This is a genomic window from Vibrio sp. NFR (assembly GCF_027587095.1).
Taxonomy (GTDB): Bacteria; Pseudomonadota; Gammaproteobacteria; order Enterobacterales; family Vibrionaceae; genus Vibrio; species Vibrio harveyi.
In genome coordinates this window covers 39,626-60,814 of record NZ_JAPPTN010000001.1, presented here as the reverse complement: position 1 = coordinate 60,814, position 21,189 = coordinate 39,626, and the positions used below count along the sequence as shown (strand labels likewise).

The 21,189-nt window shown below is 45.1% G+C and carries 21 protein-coding genes; 9 read left to right on the top strand and 12 right to left on the bottom strand.

Annotated features, from left to right (window positions below):
• Nucleotides 1-16 precede the first annotated feature (16 nt).
• Both znuC and znuB read left to right on the top strand, forming a co-directional pair.
• Nucleotides 17-805, top strand: coding sequence for a zinc ABC transporter ATP-binding protein ZnuC (gene znuC, locus OH463_RS00290; protein WP_009698581.1), 789 nt, complete (start codon nucleotides 17-19; stop codon nucleotides 803-805).
• The gene (znuB, locus tag OH463_RS00285) at nucleotides 798-1,583 is read left to right on the top strand and encodes a zinc ABC transporter permease subunit ZnuB (RefSeq protein ID WP_269990251.1); all 786 of its coding nucleotides are present in this window, start codon (nucleotides 798-800) and stop codon (nucleotides 1,581-1,583) included. The genes znuC and znuB overlap by 8 nt, the downstream gene beginning before the upstream one ends.
• A gap of 70 nt (nucleotides 1,584-1,653) precedes the next feature.
• Here the strand turns inward: znuB and sucD are convergent, their stop codons facing one another.
• The 8 genes from sucD to sdhC form a co-directional block, all read right to left on the bottom strand.
• Nucleotides 1,654-2,526: a succinate--CoA ligase subunit alpha gene (sucD, locus tag OH463_RS00280; RefSeq protein ID WP_005436989.1), complete on the bottom strand. Its 873-nt coding sequence runs from the start codon at nucleotides 2,524-2,526 to the stop codon at nucleotides 1,654-1,656.
• Nucleotides 2,526-3,692, bottom strand: a complete 1,167-nt coding sequence (gene sucC, locus OH463_RS00275) for an ADP-forming succinate--CoA ligase subunit beta (protein ID WP_005446426.1) — start codon at nucleotides 3,690-3,692, stop codon at nucleotides 2,526-2,528. Before sucC ends, sucD begins: the two co-directional genes overlap by 1 nt.
• Before the next feature lie 203 nt (nucleotides 3,693-3,895).
• Nucleotides 3,896-5,104, bottom strand: a complete 1,209-nt coding sequence (gene odhB, locus OH463_RS00270) for a 2-oxoglutarate dehydrogenase complex dihydrolipoyllysine-residue succinyltransferase (protein ID WP_005426699.1) — start codon at nucleotides 5,102-5,104, stop codon at nucleotides 3,896-3,898.
• Between the two features lie 28 nt (nucleotides 5,105-5,132).
• Nucleotides 5,133-7,958, bottom strand: coding sequence for a 2-oxoglutarate dehydrogenase E1 component (sucA, locus tag OH463_RS00265; RefSeq protein ID WP_009698583.1), 2,826 nt, complete (start codon nucleotides 7,956-7,958; stop codon nucleotides 5,133-5,135).
• A gap of 92 nt (nucleotides 7,959-8,050) precedes the next feature.
• On the bottom strand, nucleotides 8,051-8,761 hold the full coding sequence (locus OH463_RS00260) for a succinate dehydrogenase iron-sulfur subunit (RefSeq protein WP_005446424.1): 711 nt from the start codon (nucleotides 8,759-8,761) through the stop codon (nucleotides 8,051-8,053).
• 15 nt (nucleotides 8,762-8,776) lie between these two features.
• Nucleotides 8,777-10,543, bottom strand: coding sequence for a succinate dehydrogenase flavoprotein subunit (gene sdhA / locus OH463_RS00255; protein ID WP_009698584.1), 1,767 nt, complete (start codon nucleotides 10,541-10,543; stop codon nucleotides 8,777-8,779).
• Nucleotides 10,544-10,888 (bottom strand): succinate dehydrogenase, hydrophobic membrane anchor protein, encoded by a 345-nt coding sequence (gene sdhD, locus OH463_RS00250; protein WP_005446422.1) that lies wholly within the window; start codon nucleotides 10,886-10,888, stop codon nucleotides 10,544-10,546. It lies immediately after the preceding gene.
• Nucleotides 10,882-11,274 carry a succinate dehydrogenase cytochrome b556 subunit gene (sdhC, locus tag OH463_RS00245; RefSeq protein WP_005446421.1) on the bottom strand — a complete coding sequence of 131 codons (393 nt, stop codon included), beginning with the start codon at nucleotides 11,272-11,274 and terminating at the stop codon, nucleotides 10,882-10,884. Before sdhC ends, sdhD begins: the two co-directional genes overlap by 7 nt.
• Nucleotides 11,275-11,669: 395 nt before the next feature.
• Here sdhC and OH463_RS00240 point away from each other — a divergent pair, with 395 nt between their 5' ends.
• A complete protein-coding gene (locus OH463_RS00240; protein ID WP_005446419.1) occupies nucleotides 11,670-12,959 on the top strand; it encodes a citrate synthase in 1,290 nt (429 codons plus the stop codon).
• 313 nt (nucleotides 12,960-13,272) lie between these two features.
• Here OH463_RS00240 and OH463_RS00235 read toward each other — a convergent pair whose 3' ends face one another.
• Entirely contained in the window at nucleotides 13,273-14,031 is a 759-nt protein-coding gene (locus OH463_RS00235; protein WP_005446417.1) for a Nif3-like dinuclear metal center hexameric protein, read from the bottom strand.
• A gap of 132 nt (nucleotides 14,032-14,163) precedes the next feature.
• On the opposite strand from OH463_RS00235, the gene OH463_RS00230 reads away from it, so the two are divergent.
• Nucleotides 14,164-14,916 (top strand): DUF1853 family protein, encoded by a 753-nt coding sequence (locus OH463_RS00230; RefSeq protein ID WP_269990248.1) that lies wholly within the window; start codon nucleotides 14,164-14,166, stop codon nucleotides 14,914-14,916.
• A 304-nt stretch (nucleotides 14,917-15,220) separates the two neighbouring features.
• Here OH463_RS00230 and pgm read toward each other — a convergent pair whose 3' ends face one another.
• Nucleotides 15,221-16,867 carry a phosphoglucomutase (alpha-D-glucose-1,6-bisphosphate-dependent) gene (gene pgm / locus OH463_RS00225; protein WP_017818951.1) on the bottom strand — a complete coding sequence of 549 codons (1,647 nt, stop codon included), beginning with the start codon at nucleotides 16,865-16,867 and terminating at the stop codon, nucleotides 15,221-15,223.
• A gap of 92 nt (nucleotides 16,868-16,959) precedes the next feature.
• Entirely contained in the window at nucleotides 16,960-17,502 is a 543-nt protein-coding gene (gene seqA, locus OH463_RS00220) for a replication initiation negative regulator SeqA (RefSeq protein WP_269990246.1), read from the bottom strand.
• Nucleotides 17,503-17,594: 92 nt separating this feature from the next.
• On the opposite strand from seqA, the gene OH463_RS00215 reads away from it, so the two are divergent.
• The 3 genes from OH463_RS00215 (at nucleotide 17,595) to fldA (ending at nucleotide 19,278) form a co-directional block, all read left to right on the top strand.
• A complete protein-coding gene (locus tag OH463_RS00215; protein ID WP_050937955.1) occupies nucleotides 17,595-18,362 on the top strand; it encodes an alpha/beta fold hydrolase in 768 nt (255 codons plus the stop codon).
• A gap of 112 nt (nucleotides 18,363-18,474) precedes the next feature.
• A complete protein-coding gene (locus OH463_RS00210; RefSeq protein ID WP_005446406.1) occupies nucleotides 18,475-18,696 on the top strand; it encodes a DUF2788 domain-containing protein in 222 nt (73 codons plus the stop codon).
• A gap of 48 nt (nucleotides 18,697-18,744) precedes the next feature.
• Nucleotides 18,745-19,278: a flavodoxin FldA gene (gene fldA, locus OH463_RS00205; RefSeq protein ID WP_005446405.1), complete on the top strand. Its 534-nt coding sequence runs from the start codon at nucleotides 18,745-18,747 to the stop codon at nucleotides 19,276-19,278.
• A 55-nt stretch (nucleotides 19,279-19,333) separates the two neighbouring features.
• Here the strand turns inward: fldA and OH463_RS00200 are convergent, their stop codons facing one another.
• Nucleotides 19,334-19,837, bottom strand: a complete 504-nt coding sequence (locus OH463_RS00200) for a DUF4442 domain-containing protein (protein ID WP_074050211.1) — start codon at nucleotides 19,835-19,837, stop codon at nucleotides 19,334-19,336.
• Nucleotides 19,838-20,036: 199 nt separating this feature from the next.
• On the opposite strand from OH463_RS00200, the gene fcrX reads away from it, so the two are divergent.
• Nucleotides 20,037-20,486 (top strand): ferric iron uptake transcriptional regulator FcrX, encoded by a 450-nt coding sequence (fcrX, locus tag OH463_RS00195; protein ID WP_005446402.1) that lies wholly within the window; start codon nucleotides 20,037-20,039, stop codon nucleotides 20,484-20,486.
• Between the two features lie 72 nt (nucleotides 20,487-20,558).
• Complete coding sequence (locus OH463_RS00190; protein ID WP_269990245.1) at nucleotides 20,559-21,146, top strand: pilus assembly FimT family protein; 588 nt, start codon at nucleotides 20,559-20,561, stop codon at nucleotides 21,144-21,146.
• Nucleotides 21,147-21,189: the final 43 nt, after the last annotated feature.

The window sequence follows — 21,189 nt, the reverse complement described above, 5'->3', positions numbered from 1 at the left end:
CAAATGAGTTTCATTCATGTCTTCACTAGTCCGTCTTGAGCAACTGTGCGTCGAGTTTGACGAACGCAGAGTTCTCGACAATATCACTATGGAATTAGAAAAGGGCAAGATCACCACCCTAATTGGTCCCAACGGAGCGGGAAAATCGACATTAGTTAAAGTCATTCTAGGTCTCCAAAAACCGACCAGCGGTAAGTTAACGAAGCAACGTAAACTGAAAATTGGTTATGTTCCTCAGAAACTGAAACTCAACGATTCACTGCCACTCAATGTCATTCGCTTTTTGAACCTTGCTGGCAAGTATAGCAAGCAGGAATGTCTCGATGCGCTACGCCTTGTTGGAGCTGAGCATCTCATCGCAAGTAACATGCACCGTCTATCTGGCGGAGAGAACCAACGAGTATTGCTCGCACGCGCCCTACTACAACGTCCAGAATTGTTGGTATTAGATGAACCCGCTCAAGGAGTCGATGTTCAAGGTCAGATCGATCTCTATGACTTAATTGAGAGCATCCGCCACCGATTTGACTGCGGTGTGTTCATGGTGTCTCATGACTTGCACTTAGTGATGGCTAAAACTGACGATGTGATTTGCTTGCATCATCATGTGTGCTGCTCTGGCTCACCGGCAACCATCACCCAGCACCCTTCTTACATTGCGCTGTTTGGTAATGCGACTCGAGAATCTCTGGCTTTTTACCATCATGATCATGAGCATCACCACCACGATTTAGCGGGTTCACCAGTCACTGGCGATGCTACATCTTGTTCAAACCATTCTCACGGACATCATCATCATGATTGAGTTTTTATTGCCTTCAATTCTGGCTGGTATTGGTATTGCGCTCATCGCAGGTCCACTTGGCTCATTCGTGGTTTGGCGAAAAATGGCTTACTTTGGCGATACCCTTGCTCACGCCTCGTTAATGGGGTTAGCGCTGGGCTTTTTACTCAATGTGAACCTATATCTTGCGCTACTAGTTTGCTGTTTAGCGTTAGCGGTCCTGCTTGTGACTCTGCAAAAACAACAGCTTGTGGCGACAGATACCTTGCTTGGTATTTTGGCGCACAGTGCACTGTCCATTGGTTTAGTGTCCGTCAGTTTCTTAGACAACGTTCGCGTAGATCTTATGAGCTACCTATTCGGTGACTTGCTTGCGGTCTCGCCACAAGATCTGATGTTCATCTACGCTGGTGTTGTTGCTGTAAGTGCGTGTTTGTACATCTTTTGGCGCCCACTGCTCTCCAGCACAGTCGGCGAAGAGCTTGCCGCCGTGGAGGGCGTGAATACCGATCTAGTGCGTTTGGTATTAATGCTGATGGTGGGTGTGGTCATAGCAGTAGGTATGAAGTTTGTTGGCGCATTGATCATGACTTCTCTACTGATTATCCCTGCAGCCACTGCGCGTAAAGTTTCCTCATCACCAGAGCAAATGGCATTGTTTGCCTCGATTATCGGTTCGATTGCAGTGTTAATGGGGTTAAGCCTATCTTGGCACTTCGATACGCCAGCAGGTCCTTCTGTTGTCATTAGTGCAACATTCCTGTTTATGCTTAGCCAATTGATTAGACGTAAAGCCTAATGTACTGATAGAAAAAGAAAAGCCTGCGAAATCGCAGGCTTTTTTGATGCTTTTGTAATGGTTTGGTTGATTACCAACCTGTCACTTCACGTAGACCTTTGCCAATCTCTGCTAGAGATTTCACAGTCTTAACGCCAGCCGCTTCTAGTGCTGCGAATTTGTCTTCAGCAGTACCTTTGCCACCAGAGATAATCGCACCAGCGTGACCCATACGTTTACCAGGAGGAGCCGTTACACCAGCAATGTAAGAAACCACAGGCTTCGTTACGTTTTCTTTGATGTAAGCAGCAGCTTCTTCTTCCGCAGTACCACCAATTTCACCAATCATTACGATTGCTTCAGTTTCTGGGTCTTCTTGGAAAAGTTTAAGGATATCGATAAAGTTTGAACCAGGAATTGGGTCACCACCGATACCAACACACGTTGATTGACCGAAGCCTTCATCCGTTGTTTGCTTAACCGCTTCGTACGTTAGAGTACCTGAACGAGAAACGATACCTACTTTACCTTTCTTGTGAATATGACCAGGCATGATACCGATCTTACATTCATCAGGTGTGATAACACCCGGACAGTTTGGACCGATCATGCGAACGCCAGTTTCTTCTAGCTTCACTTTAACATCGATCATATCTGTTGTTGGGATGCCTTCCGTGATGGTCACGATAAGCTCAATACCCGCATCAATCGCTTCTAGGATTGCATCTTTACAGAATGGCGCTGGCACGTAGATTACTGTTGCTGTTGCGCCAGTCACTTCGACTGCTTCACGTACAGTGTTGAATACAGGAAGACCAAGGTGAGTTTGACCACCTTTACCTGGAGATACACCACCAACCATTTGTGTACCGTAAGCAATTGCCTGCTCTGAGTGGAAAGTACCTTGACCACCCGTGAAGCCCTGACAGATTACTTTAGTGTCTTTGTTAATTAGTACAGACATTATTTAGCCTCCGCAGCAGCAACAACTTTCTGAGCAGCATCTGTTAGCGACTCAGCAGCAATGATATCAACATCAGAATTAGCAAGAACTTCGCGACCTAGGTCAGCGTTAGTACCTTCAAGACGAACAACAACAGGTACCGTTACACCAACTTCTTTCACTGCACCAATGATGCCTTCTGCGATCATGTCACAACGAACGATACCGCCGAAGATGTTGACTAGAACTGCTTTCACGTTGTCATCAGATAGGATGATCTTGAACGCTTCCGCTACACGCTCTTTTGTTGCACCGCCACCTACGTCTAGGAAGTTAGCCGGCTTGCCACCGTGTAGGTTTACGATGTCCATTGTACCCATCGCCAGACCTGCACCATTAACCATACAGCCAACGTTGCCGTCTAGTGCTACGTAGTTCAGTTCCCACTGAGCTGCGTGCGCTTCACGCTCATCTTCTTGTGAAGGATCGTGCATTTCACGAAGCTTAGGCTGACGGTATAACGCGTTTGAGTCGATGTTGATCTTACCGTCAAGACACAGCAGGTTGCCTTCGCCAGTAATAACCAGTGGGTTGATCTCTAGTAGCGCTAGGTCGTACTGAGAGAACATAGTGCCAAGACCCATGAAGATCTTAACGAATTGTTTGATTTGGTCACCTTCAAGACCAAGTTTGAACGCGAGCTCACGACCTTGGTAAGCCTGAGGACCTACTAGTGGATCGATTGCTGCTTTGTGGATTAGCTCCGGTGTTTCTTCCGCAACTTTTTCGATTTCCACACCACCTTCAGTTGAAGCCATGAATACGATCTTACGGCTTGCACGGTCTACAACCGCACCAAGGTAAAGTTCGTTAGCAATGTTAGATGCTTCTTCTACAAGGATTTTAGTAACAGGCTGACCATTTGCGTCTGTTTGGTAAGTAACCAAGTTCTTACCTAGCCATTTTTGTGCGAATTCTTTTACACCATCTTTTGTATCGTGTAGCTCTACGCCGCCCGCTTTACCGCGACCGCCAGCGTGAACCTGACACTTTACAACTTTCTTTTCAGTAGTGATGCGACCCGCTGCTTCAAAAGCTTCTTGTGGCGTATCACATGCGTAGCCTTCCGGTACAGGCAAACCGAATTCTGCAAACAGCTGTTTGGCTTGGTATTCGTGCAAATTCATTTTGATATTCCGTTTGTTTATCCCTTAAGGGATTTATTATTTCCATAACACCACTTCATGCGGTGCGTCTGTAGGGTCTTCTCAAATCAACTGCTTATAGATTATATCGGGGGCAGTTCAAGTGAAGGCCAGACGCTGAGCCAGTCTAGCCTTGGATGCTGTAGGCGTCGAGCTATCAGGGACAACTCGACGTTTTAGCGATATTAAACGTCTAATAACAGACGCGCTGGATCTTCTAGTAGCTCTTTAATTGTTACTAGGAAACCCACTGACTCACGACCATCAATCAAACGGTGATCGTAAGATAGTGCTAGGTACATCATTGGCAAGATTTCTACTTTGCCATCAACCGCCATTGGACGCTCTTGGATCTTGTGCATACCCAAGATTGCTGATTGTGGTGGGTTAATGATTGGCGTAGACATCAATGAACCAAATACACCGCCGTTAGTGATAGTGAAGTTACCGCCCATCAACTCATCAACCGTTAGCTTGCCGTCACGACCTTTGATTGCTAGCTCTTTGATGCCTTTTTCGATGTCAGCAAAACCTAGCGTGTCACAGTCTTTTAGAACTGGCGTCACTAGACCGCGTGGCGTAGAAACCGCCATACTGATATCAAAGTAGTTGTGGTAAACGATGTCATCACCATCAATAGATGCATTCACTTCTGGGTAACGTTTTAGTGCTTCAGTTACTGCTTTCACGTAGAAAGACATGAAGCCAAGACGAGTGCCGTGACGCTCTTCAAACTGGTCTTTGTACTGCTTACGAAGGTCCATGATTGGCTTCATGTTCACTTCGTTAAACGTAGTTAGCATTGCCGTGTTGTTTTTCGCTTCTAGAAGACGATTTGCCACTGTCTTACGTAGACGCGTCATTGGAACACGTTTTTGGCTGCGAGCTGCCGCAGGCGCTTCAACGGCTGCTGGAGCTTCTGCTTTCGGAGCTGCTTTTGCGTTTGCAAGGTGCGCTTCGATATCTTCGCGAGTAATGCGACCGCCAACACCAGAGCCTTTCACTTGGCTTGCTTCTAGACCGTGTTCAGCAAGAAGACGACGAACCGCAGGGCTTAACGCATCGTTGCTCTCTTCTGTCAGCGTTGCTTTATGACGCTTGTCAGGAGATGCTTCTTTGTCTTCTGTTGAATCTGTCGTTGGTTCGCCTGCTACGGCACCTGGCTTAAGTTTTGCAATCAACTGCTTAGAAAGTACTGTCGCACCTTCTTCTTCGATAATGGCTTCTAAAACGCCCGCTTCCGGAGCAGGTACTTCAAGCACGACTTTATCAGTTTCGATATCAACCAGAACTTCATCACGCTCGACTACGTCGCCTGGTTGTTTGTGCCATGTCGCTACGGTTGCGTCAGCAACTGATTCAGGTAAATCTGGAACCAGAATTTCAATTGTCATATCTGTTTCTTCCTTTAACTTCTAGTTCTTAATTCGAAGTTTTTGAGTTCACGTTCAGAGCGTCTTCAACCAACGCTTTTTGTTGTTTCAAGTGCACCGACATGTAGCCTACTGCTGGCGAAGCAGAAGCTGGGCGACCTGCGTATTTAAGATCTGCGCCTGCTGGAATAGCTGCACGGAAGTTGTGTTGGCTACAGTACCAAGCACCCTGGTTTTGAGGCTCTTCCTGACACCATACAAAGTCTTCAACATTCGTGTATTGCTCAATAGCGGCTTGAACTTCTTCCATCGGGAATGGGTATAGCTGCTCAATACGCACAATAGCAACATCATCTTGTTCGTTATTGCGACGCTGTTCTAGAAGGTCGAAATAAACCTTACCCGAACAGAACACAACACGTTTCACTTTGCTTGGTTCCAGATTATCGATTTCTGGAATCGCTGGCTGGAATGTACCTTCAGAAAGATCTTCCAAAGACGATGTACAAAGTGGATGACGCAGTAGCGACTTAGGTGACATAACAATCAGTGGACGACGCATTGGACGCACCACCTGACGACGGATCATGTGGTAAACCTGTGCTGGTGTAGATGGCACTACAACCTGCATGTTTTGTTCAGCACACAATTGTAGGTAACGTTCTAAACGCGCTGACGAGTGCTCAGGACCTTGACCTTCATAACCGTGTGGCAACAGCATCGTCAGACCACATAGACGAGCCCATTTTTGCTCACCCGACGAAATGAACTGGTCGATCACCACTTGCGCACCGTTTGCGAAATCACCAAATTGTGCTTCCCAAATGGTCAAACCGCTTGGCTCTGCCGTTGCGTAACCGTACTCAAACGCCAGAACCGCTTCTTCCGACAATACAGAGTCAAAGACTTGGAATGGACCTTGTTTGTCATGAATATTCGCTAGCGGGATGTAAGTGCTCGCATCGTTTTGGTTATGCAAAACAGAGTGGCGATGGAAGAAAGTACCACGACCTGAGTCCTGACCAGAGATACGAATACGCTTGCCATCGTCAACTAAGGTAGCGTACGCAAGTGTCTCTGCCATACCCCAATCTAATGGCTTCTCACCACTGATCATTGCAGCACGATCGTTGTAAAGCTTGTTTACACGGCTTTGTAGCTTATGGCTATCCGGGTATTGAATTAGGCGTTGACCAAGCTCTTTCAAGCGAGTTGAATCAAATTTGTTATCCCACTCAACATCCCAGTCGTGACCTAGATACGGAGACCAGTCAACAGAGTGAAGAGCCATTGGACGCCACTCTTTCACCACAACTTCACCTTTATCAAGCGCGTCGCGGTACTCATTCACAAGCTGAGTTGCAACTTCAATGTCTGATTCATTTTTATCGATCAATACATCAGCGTATAGCTTACGTGGTGTTGGGTGCTTTTTGATTTTCTGGTACATCAACGGTTGAGTCGCATTCGGCTCATCCGCTTCGTTGTGACCATGACGACGGTAACAAACCAAATCAATCACAACATCACGCTTAAACTCGTTGCGGTAATCCAGAGCAATACGAGTGACAAAAGCAACTGCTTCTGGGTCGTCAGCGTTAACGTGGAAAATCGGAGCCTGTACCATCTTCGCAATATCAGTACAGTACATCGTCGAGCGAGTATCACGAGGGTTCGATGTTGTAAAACCAACTTGGTTGTTTACGACGATACGTACCGTACCGCCGACACAGAAGCCACGCGCTAGAGACATGTTAAACGTCTCTGCTACCACGCCCTGACCTGCAATTGCTGAGTCACCGTGAATAGTGATTGGCAGTACGCGGCTACCATCAAAGTCACCAAGGCGATCTTGACGCGCACGAACCGAACCGATAACTACTGGGTTTACAATCTCAAGGTGAGATGGGTTAAATGCTAGCGCTAAGTGGACATCGCCACCTGGCGTTGCAAAGTCTGCAGAGAAACCTTGGTGGTACTTAACGTCACCCGTACCCCATGTTTCGTCATGTTTGCCTGCAAACTCATCAAACAAATCTTGTGGCTTCTTACCTAGAACGTTGACTAGCATGTTCAAACGTCCACGGTGAGCCATACCGATAACCACTTCACGCATGCCGCTCTTACCAGCATGACGAATCAGCTCTTTTGTCATCGGAATTAGTGCATCACCACCTTCTAGAGAGAAACGTTTAGCGCCTGGGAACTTAGCACCCAAGTAACGCTCAAGACCTTCAGCAGCAGTTAGCTCCTCAAGGAATGTACGTTTTTCAGTTTTATCGAAAGATGGCTGACCAACCACAGACTCTAAACGTTGCTGAATCCAACGCTTCTGTTCTGTGTCTGTCATGTGCATGTATTCAGCACCAATAGAACCACAGTACGTTTTCTTCAGAGCTGAGTAGATGTCTTTCAACTGCATGGTTTCTTGCCCAATAGCAAAAGAACCTACGTTGAAAGTTTCTTCGAAGTCATCTTCGGTGAGATTGTGGAATGCAGGGTCTAGCTCCGCCACAGGTGGACGTTGCCATAGACCTAGAGGATCAAGCTCAGCAGCTTCATGACCGCGGAAGCGGTATGCGTTGATAAGCTGTAGAACTTTTACTTGCTTAGCGTCGACATCTGGATCACTAACTTGGACACTGTAATGCTTTGTTTCTTGAGCGAGTCGTCGGAAGTAGTCACGGACACGCGAATGCGGCTGTTCTGCCACTTCTTCTGAGTTTTTAGGCAACTCATCAAATACGCGTTTCCACTCCTCACTTACCAGATCGGGATCACTTAGATACAGTTCGTAGAGGTCCTCTACATACGTTGCATTGGCGCCAGCCAAGTGTGAAGACTCGAGCCATGCCTTCATCACGCCGTTGTGCATATTTTCCCTTAACCAGTAGTTTTCACGTTTGCTTCGGTCTGCGCCGAGCTATTAAGAGCCGACCCATTTGGGTCGGCAATTTTTGTTGTTAATTAAATCGAACGATTCACCAGCATCGACTTGATGTGACCGATGGCTTTCGTAGGATTTAGCCCCTTAGGACAAACACTTACACAATTCATGATGCCATGGCAACGAAAAACGCTAAATGCATCATCAAGATCGGACAAACGTTCATCAGTTGCTGTATCTCGGCTATCAATTAGCCAACGGTAAGCCGCTAAGAGACCAGCAGGGCCGATAAATTTATCTGGGTTCCACCAGAATGATGGACAAGAAGTTGTACAACATGCACACATGATACATTCATACAATCCATCTAAATGCGCACGTTCATCTGGCGATTGTAAGTTCTCTCGCGATGGTGGTAGAGCACCGTCATCAATCAAGAAAGGCTTAACTTTCGCATAGTTATCGTAGAACTGTGTCATGTCAACGATAAGATCACGTACTACTGGTAGGCCAGGTAACGGTCGGATGACAATCTTGTCACCTTGAAGCGCAGATAGCGGAGTAATGCACGCTAGACCGTTTTTACCATTCATATTCAGACCATCAGATCCACATACCCCTTCACGACATGAACGACGGAATGCAATGCTCGGATCTTGCTCTTTTAGTAAAATCAGCGCGTCCAGAACCATCATGTCTGAGCCTTCTTCCACTTCAAGAACGTAGTCTTTCATGTAAGGTTTTGTGTCTACATCCGGGTTGTAACGGTATAAAGAGAAGTTCAGTTTCATAGTCATATCCTCCCTTTAGTAAGTACGTACTTTCGGAGGGAAAGCTTCACGATGAGTTGGCGTCATATTCACATCACGCTTAGTCATTGCTTCAGTTTCCGGGTTGTAGATTGAGTGGCATAGCCAATTTTCATCATCACGCTCAGGGAAGTCGAAGCGAGCATGTGCGCCACGGCTTTCAGTACGGTAGTTTGCCGCTACTGCTGTAGAGAATGCAGTTTCCATCAAGTTGTCTAGCTCTAAACACTCAATACGTTGCGTGTTGAATTCAGAAGACTTGTCAGCTAGGTGTGCATCTTTTAGGCGCTCACGAATCACTTTCAACTCTTCCAGACCTGTTGCCATTGCATCACCTTCACGGAATACCGAGAAGCTGTTTTGCATGCAAGATTGTAGATCTTTACGGATTTGAACTGGATCTTCACCACCAGTGCTGTTCTCCCAACGCATAGTACGCGCTAGTGAAGCTTCGATGTCAGACTCTGTTGCTGGACGAGCTTCAGCTTGTGCAGCCAGTGTTTCGCCGAGGTGTAGACCTGTTGCGCGACCGAATACCACCAAATCAAGCAGTGAGTTGCCGCCCAGACGGTTTGCACCGTGTACCGATACAGAAGCAATTTCACCACAAGCGTATAGACCTTGGACTTCGACATCATTACCGTCAGCAGTCTGTTTGATTGCTTGACCTGAAACTTGCGTTGGAACACCACCCATCATGTAGTGACAAGTTGGGATTACTGGAATTGGCTCTTTAACTGGATCAACGTGCGCGAATGTACGCGAAAGCTCACAGATACCAGGCAGACGAGACTCAAGAACATCTTTACCTAGGTGATCCAATTTCAGCTTGATGTGTGGGCCCCAAGGACCGTCACAACCACGACCTTCACGGATTTCAATCATCATAGAACGAGCTACTACGTCACGACCAGCAAGGTCTTTCGCGTTTGGCGCATAACGCTCCATGAAGCGCTCGCCATCTTTATTTAGAAGGTAACCACCTTCACCACGACAACCTTCTGTAACAAGAACACCTGCACCAGCAATACCCGTTGGGTGGAACTGCCACATTTCCATGTCTTGCATTGGAACGCCTGCGCGAAGTGCCATACCAACACCATCACCAGTATTGATGTGCGCGTTGGTAGTCGACGCGTAGATACGACCAGCACCACCTGTTGCTAGGATGGTTGCTTTCGATTTGAAGTAACAAATCTCACCCGTTTCCATACAGATAGCCGTACAACCCATGATCGCGCCGTCTTGGTTTTTCACCAAATCTAGAGCGTACCATTCAGAGAAAATGGTTGTTTTGTGTTTTACGTTTTGTTGGTAGAGCGTGTGAAGAAGTGCGTGACCAGTACGGTCTGCCGCTGCTGCTGTACGAGCCGCTTGCTCACCACCAAACTCTTTTGACTGACCACCAAATGGACGTTGGTAGATTGTTCCGTTATCAAAGCGAGAGAATGGAAGACCCATTTTTTCTAGTTCGATAACTGACTCAGGACCATTTTTACACATGTACTCAATCGCATTTTGGTCACCGATGTAATCAGAACCTTTTACCGTATCGTACATATGCCATTGCCAATCGTCCTTGTGCGAGTTACCAAGCGCAACTGTAATACCACCCTGCGCGGATACAGTATGAGAACGAGTTGGGAAAACTTTAGATAGCAAAGCACATGATAAGCCTTGCTCCGAAATTTGTAGTGCAGCGCGCATGCCCGCACCACCAGCGCCGATTACTACGGCATCAAACTCACGAACTGGAATAGACACTTACGCACCCCACAGAATAAATAGACCAGAGAAGACATAGCCGAACAAAACGGCAATAACACCAAGTTGAAGTGCACCGCGAAGTTTCGAGCACTTAATGTAATCGGTTAAGACTTGCCATAAACCAATCCACGCGTGAATCAGAATAGAAACAAGTGCCAACATGGTGAAAACTTTGGTGAAAGTACCACCAAAGAATTGGGTCCAAGATGCGTAAGAGATATCTGAGAAAGCACAGAAGCTCACTAGATAAATCGTGTATAGCGTCATAATGATGGCTGAAGCACGAATCAATAAGAAATCGTGAACACCATTACGACCAAATGAAGAAACGTGTTTTACCATACCAAGATCCCCGCCAGTAGTGATAACACTGCAGTTGCACCAAATGCGACTTTAGCGCTCATCGCGCCTGAATCGAGTTCTTCGAAATGACCTAGGTCCATCAATAAGTGACGAACACCACCAGCAATGTGGTAGGCAAGTGCAGTTAGAATGCCCCATAGAATGAATTTCACGAAGAAGCTATCGACAATGTCAGCGGCTTCCATAAAACCCATCGGGGACGACAGAGAAATGGACAGTAACCAAAGTAATATACCCACCGCAACAAACGTAATCACACCAGATACACGGTGTAGGATTGACGCGATTGCTGTGATGGGAAAGCGGATGGTCTGTAAATCTAAATTAACAGGTCTTGACTTTCTTTCTTTCACGGGCTTGCTCACTCAGCTCCATTGAGCATTTATTGTTATAACCAATTTCAGCTTCCAAACGTACAAAAGTTAACATTTGATTAACAAATACTCGCAATAAGCTCGGAGATAATTGTAAACACTTTGTTAACAACCGGAGTCCACAAACAAACCTCACTTTTGTTTCTAGCCCCGAATTTATAAGGATTTAACTAAAATTTTCTGTGCCAATATACGGCTAGCAACATTCTAATACAATTGATGTAACAAATTATGCTACATAGAACAGATTTTTAACGATTTTCATGAGAAAAATCATAACAAGTGCACACAAAAATGGAGAAAAATTGACTTTAAGCTTTAACAACAGTACAAAAATGGCACATAAACATCCTGGACGGATTAAATAATAAACAAAGGAGATTGTTATGGCGGATAAGAAAGCTACCCTTCATGTTGAAGGTCATGCGCCGATCGAACTGCCAATTATGGACGGTACGCTAGGTACACCTGTGATTGATGTTCGTAAACTGGGAGCCAATGGTTACTTTACTTTTGACCCAGGTTTTCTTGCCACTGCATCTTGTGAATCGTCAATCACGTACATCGACGGCGGCAAAGGTATTCTTTTGCACCGCGGTTACCCAATTGACCAATTAGCCAATAACGCAGATTACTTGGAAGTATGTTACATCCTGCTTTATGGCGAAGCCCCTACCCGTGAGCAATACGAGCAATTCAAAACAACGGTTACTCGCCATACAATGGTGCACGAGCAAATCGCAAGCTTCTTCCATGGCTTCCGTCGCGACGCTCACCCAATGGCAGTAATGTGTGGTGTAGTTGGTGCACTAGCGGCCTTCTACCACGATTCACTAGATATCAACAACGACGAACACCGTGAAATTGCGGCGTACCGTCTGCTATCGAAAATGCCAACATTGGCGGCGATGTGTTACAAGTACTCAATCGGTCAGCCATTTATCTACCCTCGTAACGACCTAAGCTACGCAGAAAACTTCTTACACATGATGTACGCAAACCCATGTGAAGAATACGAAGTAAACCCTGTTGTTGCTCGTGCGATGGATAAAATCTTTACGCTTCACGCAGATCACGAACAAAACGCATCAACATCAACCGTTCGTCTATCTGGTTCTTCTGGTGCGAACCCATTCGCATGTATTGCCGCAGGTATTGCTTCTCTATGGGGTCCTGCACACGGTGGTGCAAACGAAGCATGTCTGAAGATGCTTGAAGAGATCGGCAGTGTAGAGAACATTCCTGAGTACGTTGAGCGTGCAAAAGACAAAGATGACCCGTTCCGTCTAATGGGCTTTGGTCACCGCGTTTACAAAAACTACGATCCACGTGCTACAGTTATGCGCGAAACATGTCACGAAGTTCTAAAAGAGCTAAACATTAAAGATCCACTACTAGACGTAGCAATGGAGCTTGAGCGTATTGCACTTTCTGACGAATACTTCGTGTCTAAGAAGCTTTACCCGAACGTAGACTTCTACTCAGGTATCATTCTAAAAGCGATCGGCATTCCTGTATCGATGTTTACGGTAATCTTCGCGATTTCTCGTACTATCGGTTGGATCGCTCACTGGAACGAAATGCACAGCGACCCACTAAACCGAATCGGTCGTCCTCGTCAGCTATACACAGGTGAAACTCAGCGTGAGTTCTCTCCACTGCACGAGCGTGAATAACCGTTAGAATCGATAATCGGACAAGAGTTGGGGTTGACGTGAAAGCGTCAACCCTTTCTTTATTTGAAGAGATGAGAACACGCAGCGTTCTATGAAATGCGTCGCATCGAGAGATTATTTCTCTACGCTCTTACAGCTATTACACAAGAAATTCCTGACGTTGCTCCTACCTCACAATCGGAGATGACGTCGTGAAGACTTCAGAGTTTTCGTCTTCTTTATGAGCGAGGCACAAGTGAGTTGGGGATCTGCTCTTTCTCTCTGTTTAGAAAGCAGAGCGTCCCCGTATCACGAAGGATGAAGTCCGTCCCGTCTATACTGGATTATCAATATCGATAAACGTGACATCTAACCCGTGCTCTTGCGCCAACCATTCACCCAACGCCTTAATACCGTAACGTTCTGTAGCATGGTGACCCGCAGAGAAATAATGAATGTCTAACTCACGAGCGGTGTAAGTTGTTCGTTCTGAGATCTCACCCGAAATAAACGCATCTAATCCGTGCTGAGCGGCAAGCTCAATAAAATCTTGACCACCGCCAGTACACCAACCGACGGTCTCAATCATTTTGTCTGCATTTTCAGGTGCGATATGCAAAGGTTCACGGTTTAGGACTTGATTAATCTTGTTCGCAAACTCAGCACCTGTCATCGCTTGTTTTAAACGACCAAACATCGCCACGGACTGAGGGTGACCTTCTAACCCACCTTCAACCGAGATATTCAACAAACGAGCAAGCTCAGCGTTATTGCCGAGTTCTGGGTGAATATCTAACGGTAAGTGGTAGCCGTAAAGGTTGATGTCGTTTTTAATCAAACTACGAATGCGCTTACCTTTCATACCACGAATAGGCTCTGGTTCACCTTTCCAAAAGTACCCATGATGCACAAGCAGAGCATCAGCTTCCAACTCGATGGCTTTATTGATCAAGGCTTGTGAAGCAGTGACACCAGTTACGATACGTTTGATTTCTGATTTACCTTCTACTTGCATTCCATTTGGCGCGTAGTCTTTGATAAGTTGCGGCGACAATTTCTCGTTGAGGATCTTTTCCAACTGTAAATTATTCATTATTACTTCCAATACTTGTGGCTTGAGCAAAGTGTATATCGAACCGCAATCCAGATGCCAGTTGTGACATCCCCAACTCAAACAAATTTAGATACAATAGAAAGGCTTTACCCGTGACAACAAGGATAATGGATGAATTCACTACAACGTTTCCAACAATGGATTGCTAACACCCCTCCGCTTTTCAAACTTAAGCCCCCTTTTGTCACTGTCAAAGATATTCAGACGCAGGCTCTGCCAGACAATGAAGAATATGATGGAAACCCTCGCCTTGGTTTTCTGTATCAGTACCTTTGCACCAAGTTGCTAACCTGTTCGCCTCGTTATGAACTGGTTGCTGAAGAGATTCAATTAAATGACGCCACTGGGCGAACCATTGGTGCTGTCGATCTGATCTTAAAAAATGTAGAAAGTAATCAACATGAGCATTGGGAAGTCGCAATTAAATTCTACTTACTTCATCAAGGCGTTTGGTATGGACCGAATGCTCACGACCAACTGCACAAAAAGCTCGAACGTATGCTCAACCACCAGCTAAAAATGAGCCAAAGGGAAGAGTTTCGTCAGCAACTACCGCTAAACAGTGAACCGAGTGAACATTTACTAATGCAGGGACGTCTGTACGTAAACCCTTTTTCAAAAGAGCCTATCCCTACAACCTGTTTAGGTTATGAATTAGACCTTACACAAATATCTGGTTTCTGGTGTTATCAAAGCCAATGGGAACAAATTAAACAGCCACTTTACGCACTTCCTAAACCGCTCTGGGCAACTGGTAATGAGGAATTCTTGGATCCAATCGACAAACCATCTGATAGGTTTGTTCACGCGCAGACAAAGGACGGCCAGTTTTGGTTTGTTGTACCGGATACGTGGCCCAATTAAAAACGAAAGACATTTTATTTTGTCTTTTTAGGGACAAGTTCTTTCAACGAGCTAATCTCCACATTTCCGGTTATAAGAAAGATTCTCGACCACAACCTTTCACCGCTTTCGGAAATGACGCTGCCGAGGTCCAGTATATCCAGTTCATCACCTTCACAAGGGAGAAACGAACGAGTTGGGCTCCCTTTCTTTTTGCTCGCCTCTCCAAGCGAGGCTCCTTCGAATCTTGAAGCGAAGCATTACCTCTTCACAAACAAAAAAGGGTCGACACAAAGTCGACCCTTTCAAACAATAATCGCTTAAGTTACAAACCAGCGGCTGCAAATACTTGATTAACGATTTCTTGTGCTTCAGCTTCGATTTGTTTTAGGTGCTCTTCACCTTTGAAGCTTTCACAGTAAATTTTGTAGATGTCTTCAGTGCCTGATGGACGAGCTGCGAACCAACCATTAGCGGTCGTGACTTTAAGACCACCAATTGCAGCACCGTTACCAGGAGCGTGCGTTAGACGAGCAGTGATTGCATCGCCTGCTAGTGTTTCAGCCGCTACCATTTCAGGTGAAAGCTTCTTCAGTACGTCTTTTTGCGGACCATTCGCTACAGCTTGAATACGGTTGTACTTAGACTCACCATGCTTCGCAGCTAGCTCCTCATAGTAATCTTGCGGGTTCTTACCCGTTACCGCAGTGATCTCTGCCGCTAGAAGACATAACAAGATGCCATCTTTGTCTGTTGACCAAGGCGTACCATCTTTACGAAGGAAAGACGCACCAGCACTTTCTTCACCGCCGAAGCCGAACTTACCAGTGTATAGACCATCAACAAACCATTTGAAACCGACTGGTACTTCGCACAGTTCACGACCTAAATCAGCCACAACACGGTCAATAAGAGCACTTGATACTAGCGTTTTACCAACAGCAACATCTTTGCCCCACACATCGCGATGACGGTATAGGTAGTCAATACAAACCGCTAAGAAGTGGTTCGGGTTCATCAAACCTTTTGGCGTAACGATACCGTGACGGTCGTAGTCAGGGTCATTACCAAAAGCTAAATCATATTCATCTTTCAATGCCAATAGACCAGCCATTGCGTAAGGAGAAGAACAATCCATACGTACAACGCCATCTTTATCGAGAGACATGAATTGGAAAGAAGGATCAATCGCTTCACTTACTAGCGTTAGATCTAGGTTGTACACCTGACCAATTTGACGCCAGTAATCAATACCGCTACCACCCAATGGATCAACACCAATTTTCAAGTTTGCTTTTTGGATTGCTTCCATATCGATAACATTAACTAGGTCATCGATGTACGGTTTCACCAAGTCCATCTCTACAAACAGATCCGATGCTTTTGCTTCTGCTAGAGGTAAGCGTTTAACACCTTGTAGACCTTCGGCAATTAGCGCATTTGCACGATCTTCGATCGCTTGAGTCAGTTCAGCTTCTGCAGGACCACCGTGAGTCGGATTGTATTTGATACCGCCGTCTTGTGGTGGGTTGTGAGATGGTGTGATCACGATGCCATCTGCCTTATCATCGTGCTTGATGTTGTAAGTCAGGATCGCATGAGAAATACCCGGCGTTGGTGTGTAGCCGTTGTCTTGCTGCACAATCACTTGTACACCGTTTGCAATCAATACTTCAACCACACTTGAAAAAGCAGGCTCAGAAAGCGCGTGAGTGTCTTTACCCACAAACAATGGACCCGTTGTGCCTTGTTCTGCACGAACTTCCGCTACCGCTTGAGCAATCGCTAAGATGTGGTTTTCGTTAAAAGTGTGTTTGTCTGCAGTACCGCGATGACCAGAAGTACCAAATTGAACTTTATGTTCTGCATTAGTTGCATCTGGCTGAAGTAAGAAGTAATTAGCAACGAGTGCTGGGATATTGTGAAGATCTTCCTGCTGCGCTTTTTGCCCAGCACGAGGGTGCATAGCCATGTTTGACATCCTTTCTTTAAATACAAATAAAATCAAAAAAGCCTCATAATATCCGCTACACGCTACACATTATGAGGCTTCTATCAGGTTTCTTAGATTGAACCTGTTACTTTCTCTATTAAGTCAGGCTGGAATTCCATGTGCGTCATCACCTGCTCCACCATTTGTCGTTTACGACTGGTGTTGTTGTTAGTGATTACCCAAAATGGCGTACCAGGAATTGCTTTAGGCTTGGTAGTGTTACCATTTGCTAGTAGAGTCTCTTCGTTATCAGCAAAGTAAACACGTTTGCGTCCCTTCACTTTTGTCGCTTGGGAGAAACTCTCTGGATTTAGTTTGTGTAAGGTTGATAGTACCAACATGAAGCGATCAATCGCTTTCTTAAGACCAGCAAACTCATCAGAGATAAGTAGAGAACGCATCTCTTTTACGGTATCTACTGATTCTACTTTACCTGCATCTTTACTTACTACAATCCCTTGTGGCTTTTCTACTACAGGTGCAACGACTGCTTCCTGCAACTGACCATCAAGGTTCAAAAGGCGTCGTAAAATATCCGAGGCACTTTCACCGATATGCTTGGTTTGACCTGCAATGTAACGGTATAGATCCTCATCAACCTCAATTGTTTTCATTCGCTTTTCACATTCTCAATGTTTAAACTCTGGGGGATTATAACGAGATCCTCGCGGATACTCCACGTTAAACCCATCACGAATAAGATAAAATGTCAGCATTACTCAACTATAAGCAGGAAGGGCAAGGCCAAACGGTTGTTTTGATTCATGGATTATTTGGCAGTTTCAGTAATCTAGGTTTACTGGCTCGCGATCTCGTTCAAGATCACTCAGTGATCAGCATTGATCTCCGAAATCATGGTCTTTCTTTCCATTCAGATACACACAATTACGAAGTGATGGCACAAGATGTTGCTGATTTACTTCACCATTTAAACATCGAGCCAGCGTTAGTTATTGGTCACTCAATGGGTGGCAAAGTAGCGATGAAACTCGCAGATGTCTCACCTGAATTCGTCAAACAGCTGATTGTATTAGACATGGCTCCTGTGGCTTATCAAACCAACCGTCATGACAATGTATTTAATGGCTTGCGAGCAGTAATCGAGGAACAACCAGCCAATCGACAACAAACTATGGATATTCTCGCTCAACACATCGAGATGGATGGAGTCAGACAATTCTTGTCAAAGTCCCTATATAAAAACGGGAACAAAATGGATTGGCGTTTTAACGTCACGGGCTTACTGAACAACTACGACAACATCATCGGTTGGAACGACATCGCACCCACCGATATTCCAACTCTATTTGTTAAAGGCGGCGATTCCGACTACTTGATGCCAGAGCACCAGCCTGCAGTTAAGCGTCAGTTTAACAATGCAAAAGCGCACATTATTGCTAACACAGGACACTGGTTACATGCAGAAAAACCAGCAGAAGTTATGCGGGTGATTAGGAAATATATTTCCAGTTAACAAATTCGGAAAACAACGCCAGATTATTGAAATAACCCTTCTTGTTGTGCATTAACTTTACGGTTTAACAGTGGTATAGTGCGCCCAAGAATTTTTGGCATGAAGGACGACAATGCTATACGACTATATGGACATGCTCGAGTCGATCGGGCTCGATCTTCTTTTTGCTGCTATCTTCTTTTTCATCGGGATGGCAATAAAAGATGTACTAAAACAAGGTAACGTACCTGTTTTCGGTCGTCGTATTGTGTGGTTGGTTCTTTTCCTTGGCTGCGCTGGCTTCATTGCGAAAGGTCTGATTCAGCTCAGTTGGGAAGGCACAGGGCTCGGTTAAGCTCTCTATCCCATAGCCAGTAACAAACAATGTAAAGGTATAGACTCTATGGCAAGTGTAGGTATCTTCTTCGGTAGCGACACAGGTAATACTGAAGCCGTTGCAAAGATGATTCAAAAGCAACTAGGTAAACAACTAGTTCACGTTCAAGACATCGCAAAAAGCAGCAAAGAAGACATTGATAACTTTGATCTTCTGCTTCTAGGTATCCCGACTTGGTACTATGGCGAAGCACAATGTGACTGGGATGACTTCTTCCCTGAACTTGAGCAAATCGACTTCTCGACAAAGCTAGTTGCTATCTTCGGTTGTGGTGACCAAGAAGATTACGCAGAGTACTTCTGTGATGCAATGGGTACAGTACGTGATATCGTTGAAGCGAAAGGTGGTACTATTCTGGGTCACACTTCAACTGAAGGTTACGAGTTCGAAGCATCTAAAGCACTTGTAGAAGGTGATGATAGCCAGTTTGTAGGTCTATGTATCGATGAAGACCGTCAACCAGAACTTACTGATGAACGTGTTGAAAACTGGGTTAAGCAAATCTACGAAGAGATGTGCCTAGCTGAGCTTGAAGGCTAATTAAAAGCATTCATTAAAAAGACCTCCACTCTGGAGGTCTTTTTGTATGTGGTAATCAAGATACCTCAGTAGCAATTTCTTCTTCGCGGAATTGTGGTTTCTTGCGTACATACAATTTGCGCTGAACTTCAGAGACCACATTGCCTTCCTTATCTTTGACGTGGGTAATAAACTCAGGGAAACATTTTTCTCCATTGCGCGTCATCTGATAGATGTCGTCCAGCATTCCTTCCGTCACCTCAAATTCAGCAAACAAATCACTTTGTCCTGGCTTGATAAAGTTGATGCTCGCCTCTTTGTCCCATACATAATATTCTTCACGTAGAATACCCATGAGCATCAGCGAGTAGATAGGATCCGTCAGGGAAAAAATGCTCCCTCCATATTGAGTGCGATTGGCGTTTTTATTCCACCATCTCAACTTCAAACGTACTTTAACCGCTCGAAAGTCTTCAGAAATATGTAAGATTTTAATACCCGCCCCCCAAAATGGCGGCCAAATATTGAGCGCAAATTTCACAATTCCCGGTTTATATATCTTAGCAAGTCGCTTATTCATAACTTTCCATGTCTTTGCGATTCTGATGTTATCAATTTGTAACTGGTCTGATCTGTAATATAATCGACCTGTTTCTAATTTACAAAAAGAATCTATTAACCCTTTGAAGTTCGTGGTTTAATGTTTCGAACGCTTCGCCTATAATGGTAGGAATATTGAATTCTGTTAAATCGCTGCAGATGATCCAACGGGAAAGTATATGTCAGACAATAATCAGGCGCTGAAGGATGCGGGCTTAAAAGTAACCCTTCCGAGGCTAAAAATTCTAGAAGTACTTCAGCAGCCAGACTGCCAGCACATCAGTGCTGAAGATTTGTACAAAAAGCTGATTGATCTCGGTGAAGAGATTGGTCTTGCAACCGTTTATCGTGTACTCAACCAATTCGATGATGCTGGTATTGTAACTCGTCACCACTTTGAGGGCGGCAAATCAGTTTTTGAATTATCAACGCAACACCACCACGACCACCTTGTTTGTCTGGATTGTGGTGAAGTTATTGAATTTTCTGACGATGTTATTGAGCAACGTCAAAAAGAAATCGCCGCTAAGTACAACGTGACGTTGACTAACCACAGCTTATACCTATACGGCAAATGCAGCGACGGTTCTTGCAAAGATAATCCAGACGCACACAAACCAGTAAAATAAGAAGTATTTCTTTTTATTGATAAACATAGTAAAACGTCAGCTAAGGCTGACGTTTTTTTATGGAGAAGAGCAATGAAGAGAAGGAATCCTCAAGGCTTTACCCTACTAGAACTTATCATTGCGATCGTCATTCTCGGCATCCTAGCTGTTGTTGCAGCTCCCCGTTTTTTAAACCTCCAAGACGATGCGTATCAAGCAAAAATGGAATCCATCGCTGACCAATTCGAAACAGGCGTGCGATTTACCCAAAGCCAATGGTTAGTCAATGGTGGAACACAGGAAGCTCAAACAGATATCGATGGATATGGTGGTGGCGAACTGGATGTAAATGAGTTTGGCTTTCCGCTTGGCACTAACAAGGGCAACAGAAATGGCGTGATTGGCAACCCGTATAACATAGGACAAGGGAATGCTGGTTGTATTGCCGTGTGGCAAGCTTTACTCGGCAACGAATACTCTCTATCAAATAATCGTAACGCGAACGATAGGTTTGATTTTATTACCCGACGAGTCCAAGACAAAGAATCCCACCAATCTGTTTGTTATTATACCTTTACTAAACAAGGTTACGATCGCAATCCTGATAACTCTAGCTTCGTCATATGGTATGACTCAAAAACAGGCAGCGTCACGACATCAAAACCAACTAGATTGAAATAACAAACAAAAATGCCAGCAATGATGCTGGCATTTTTATTAGCGA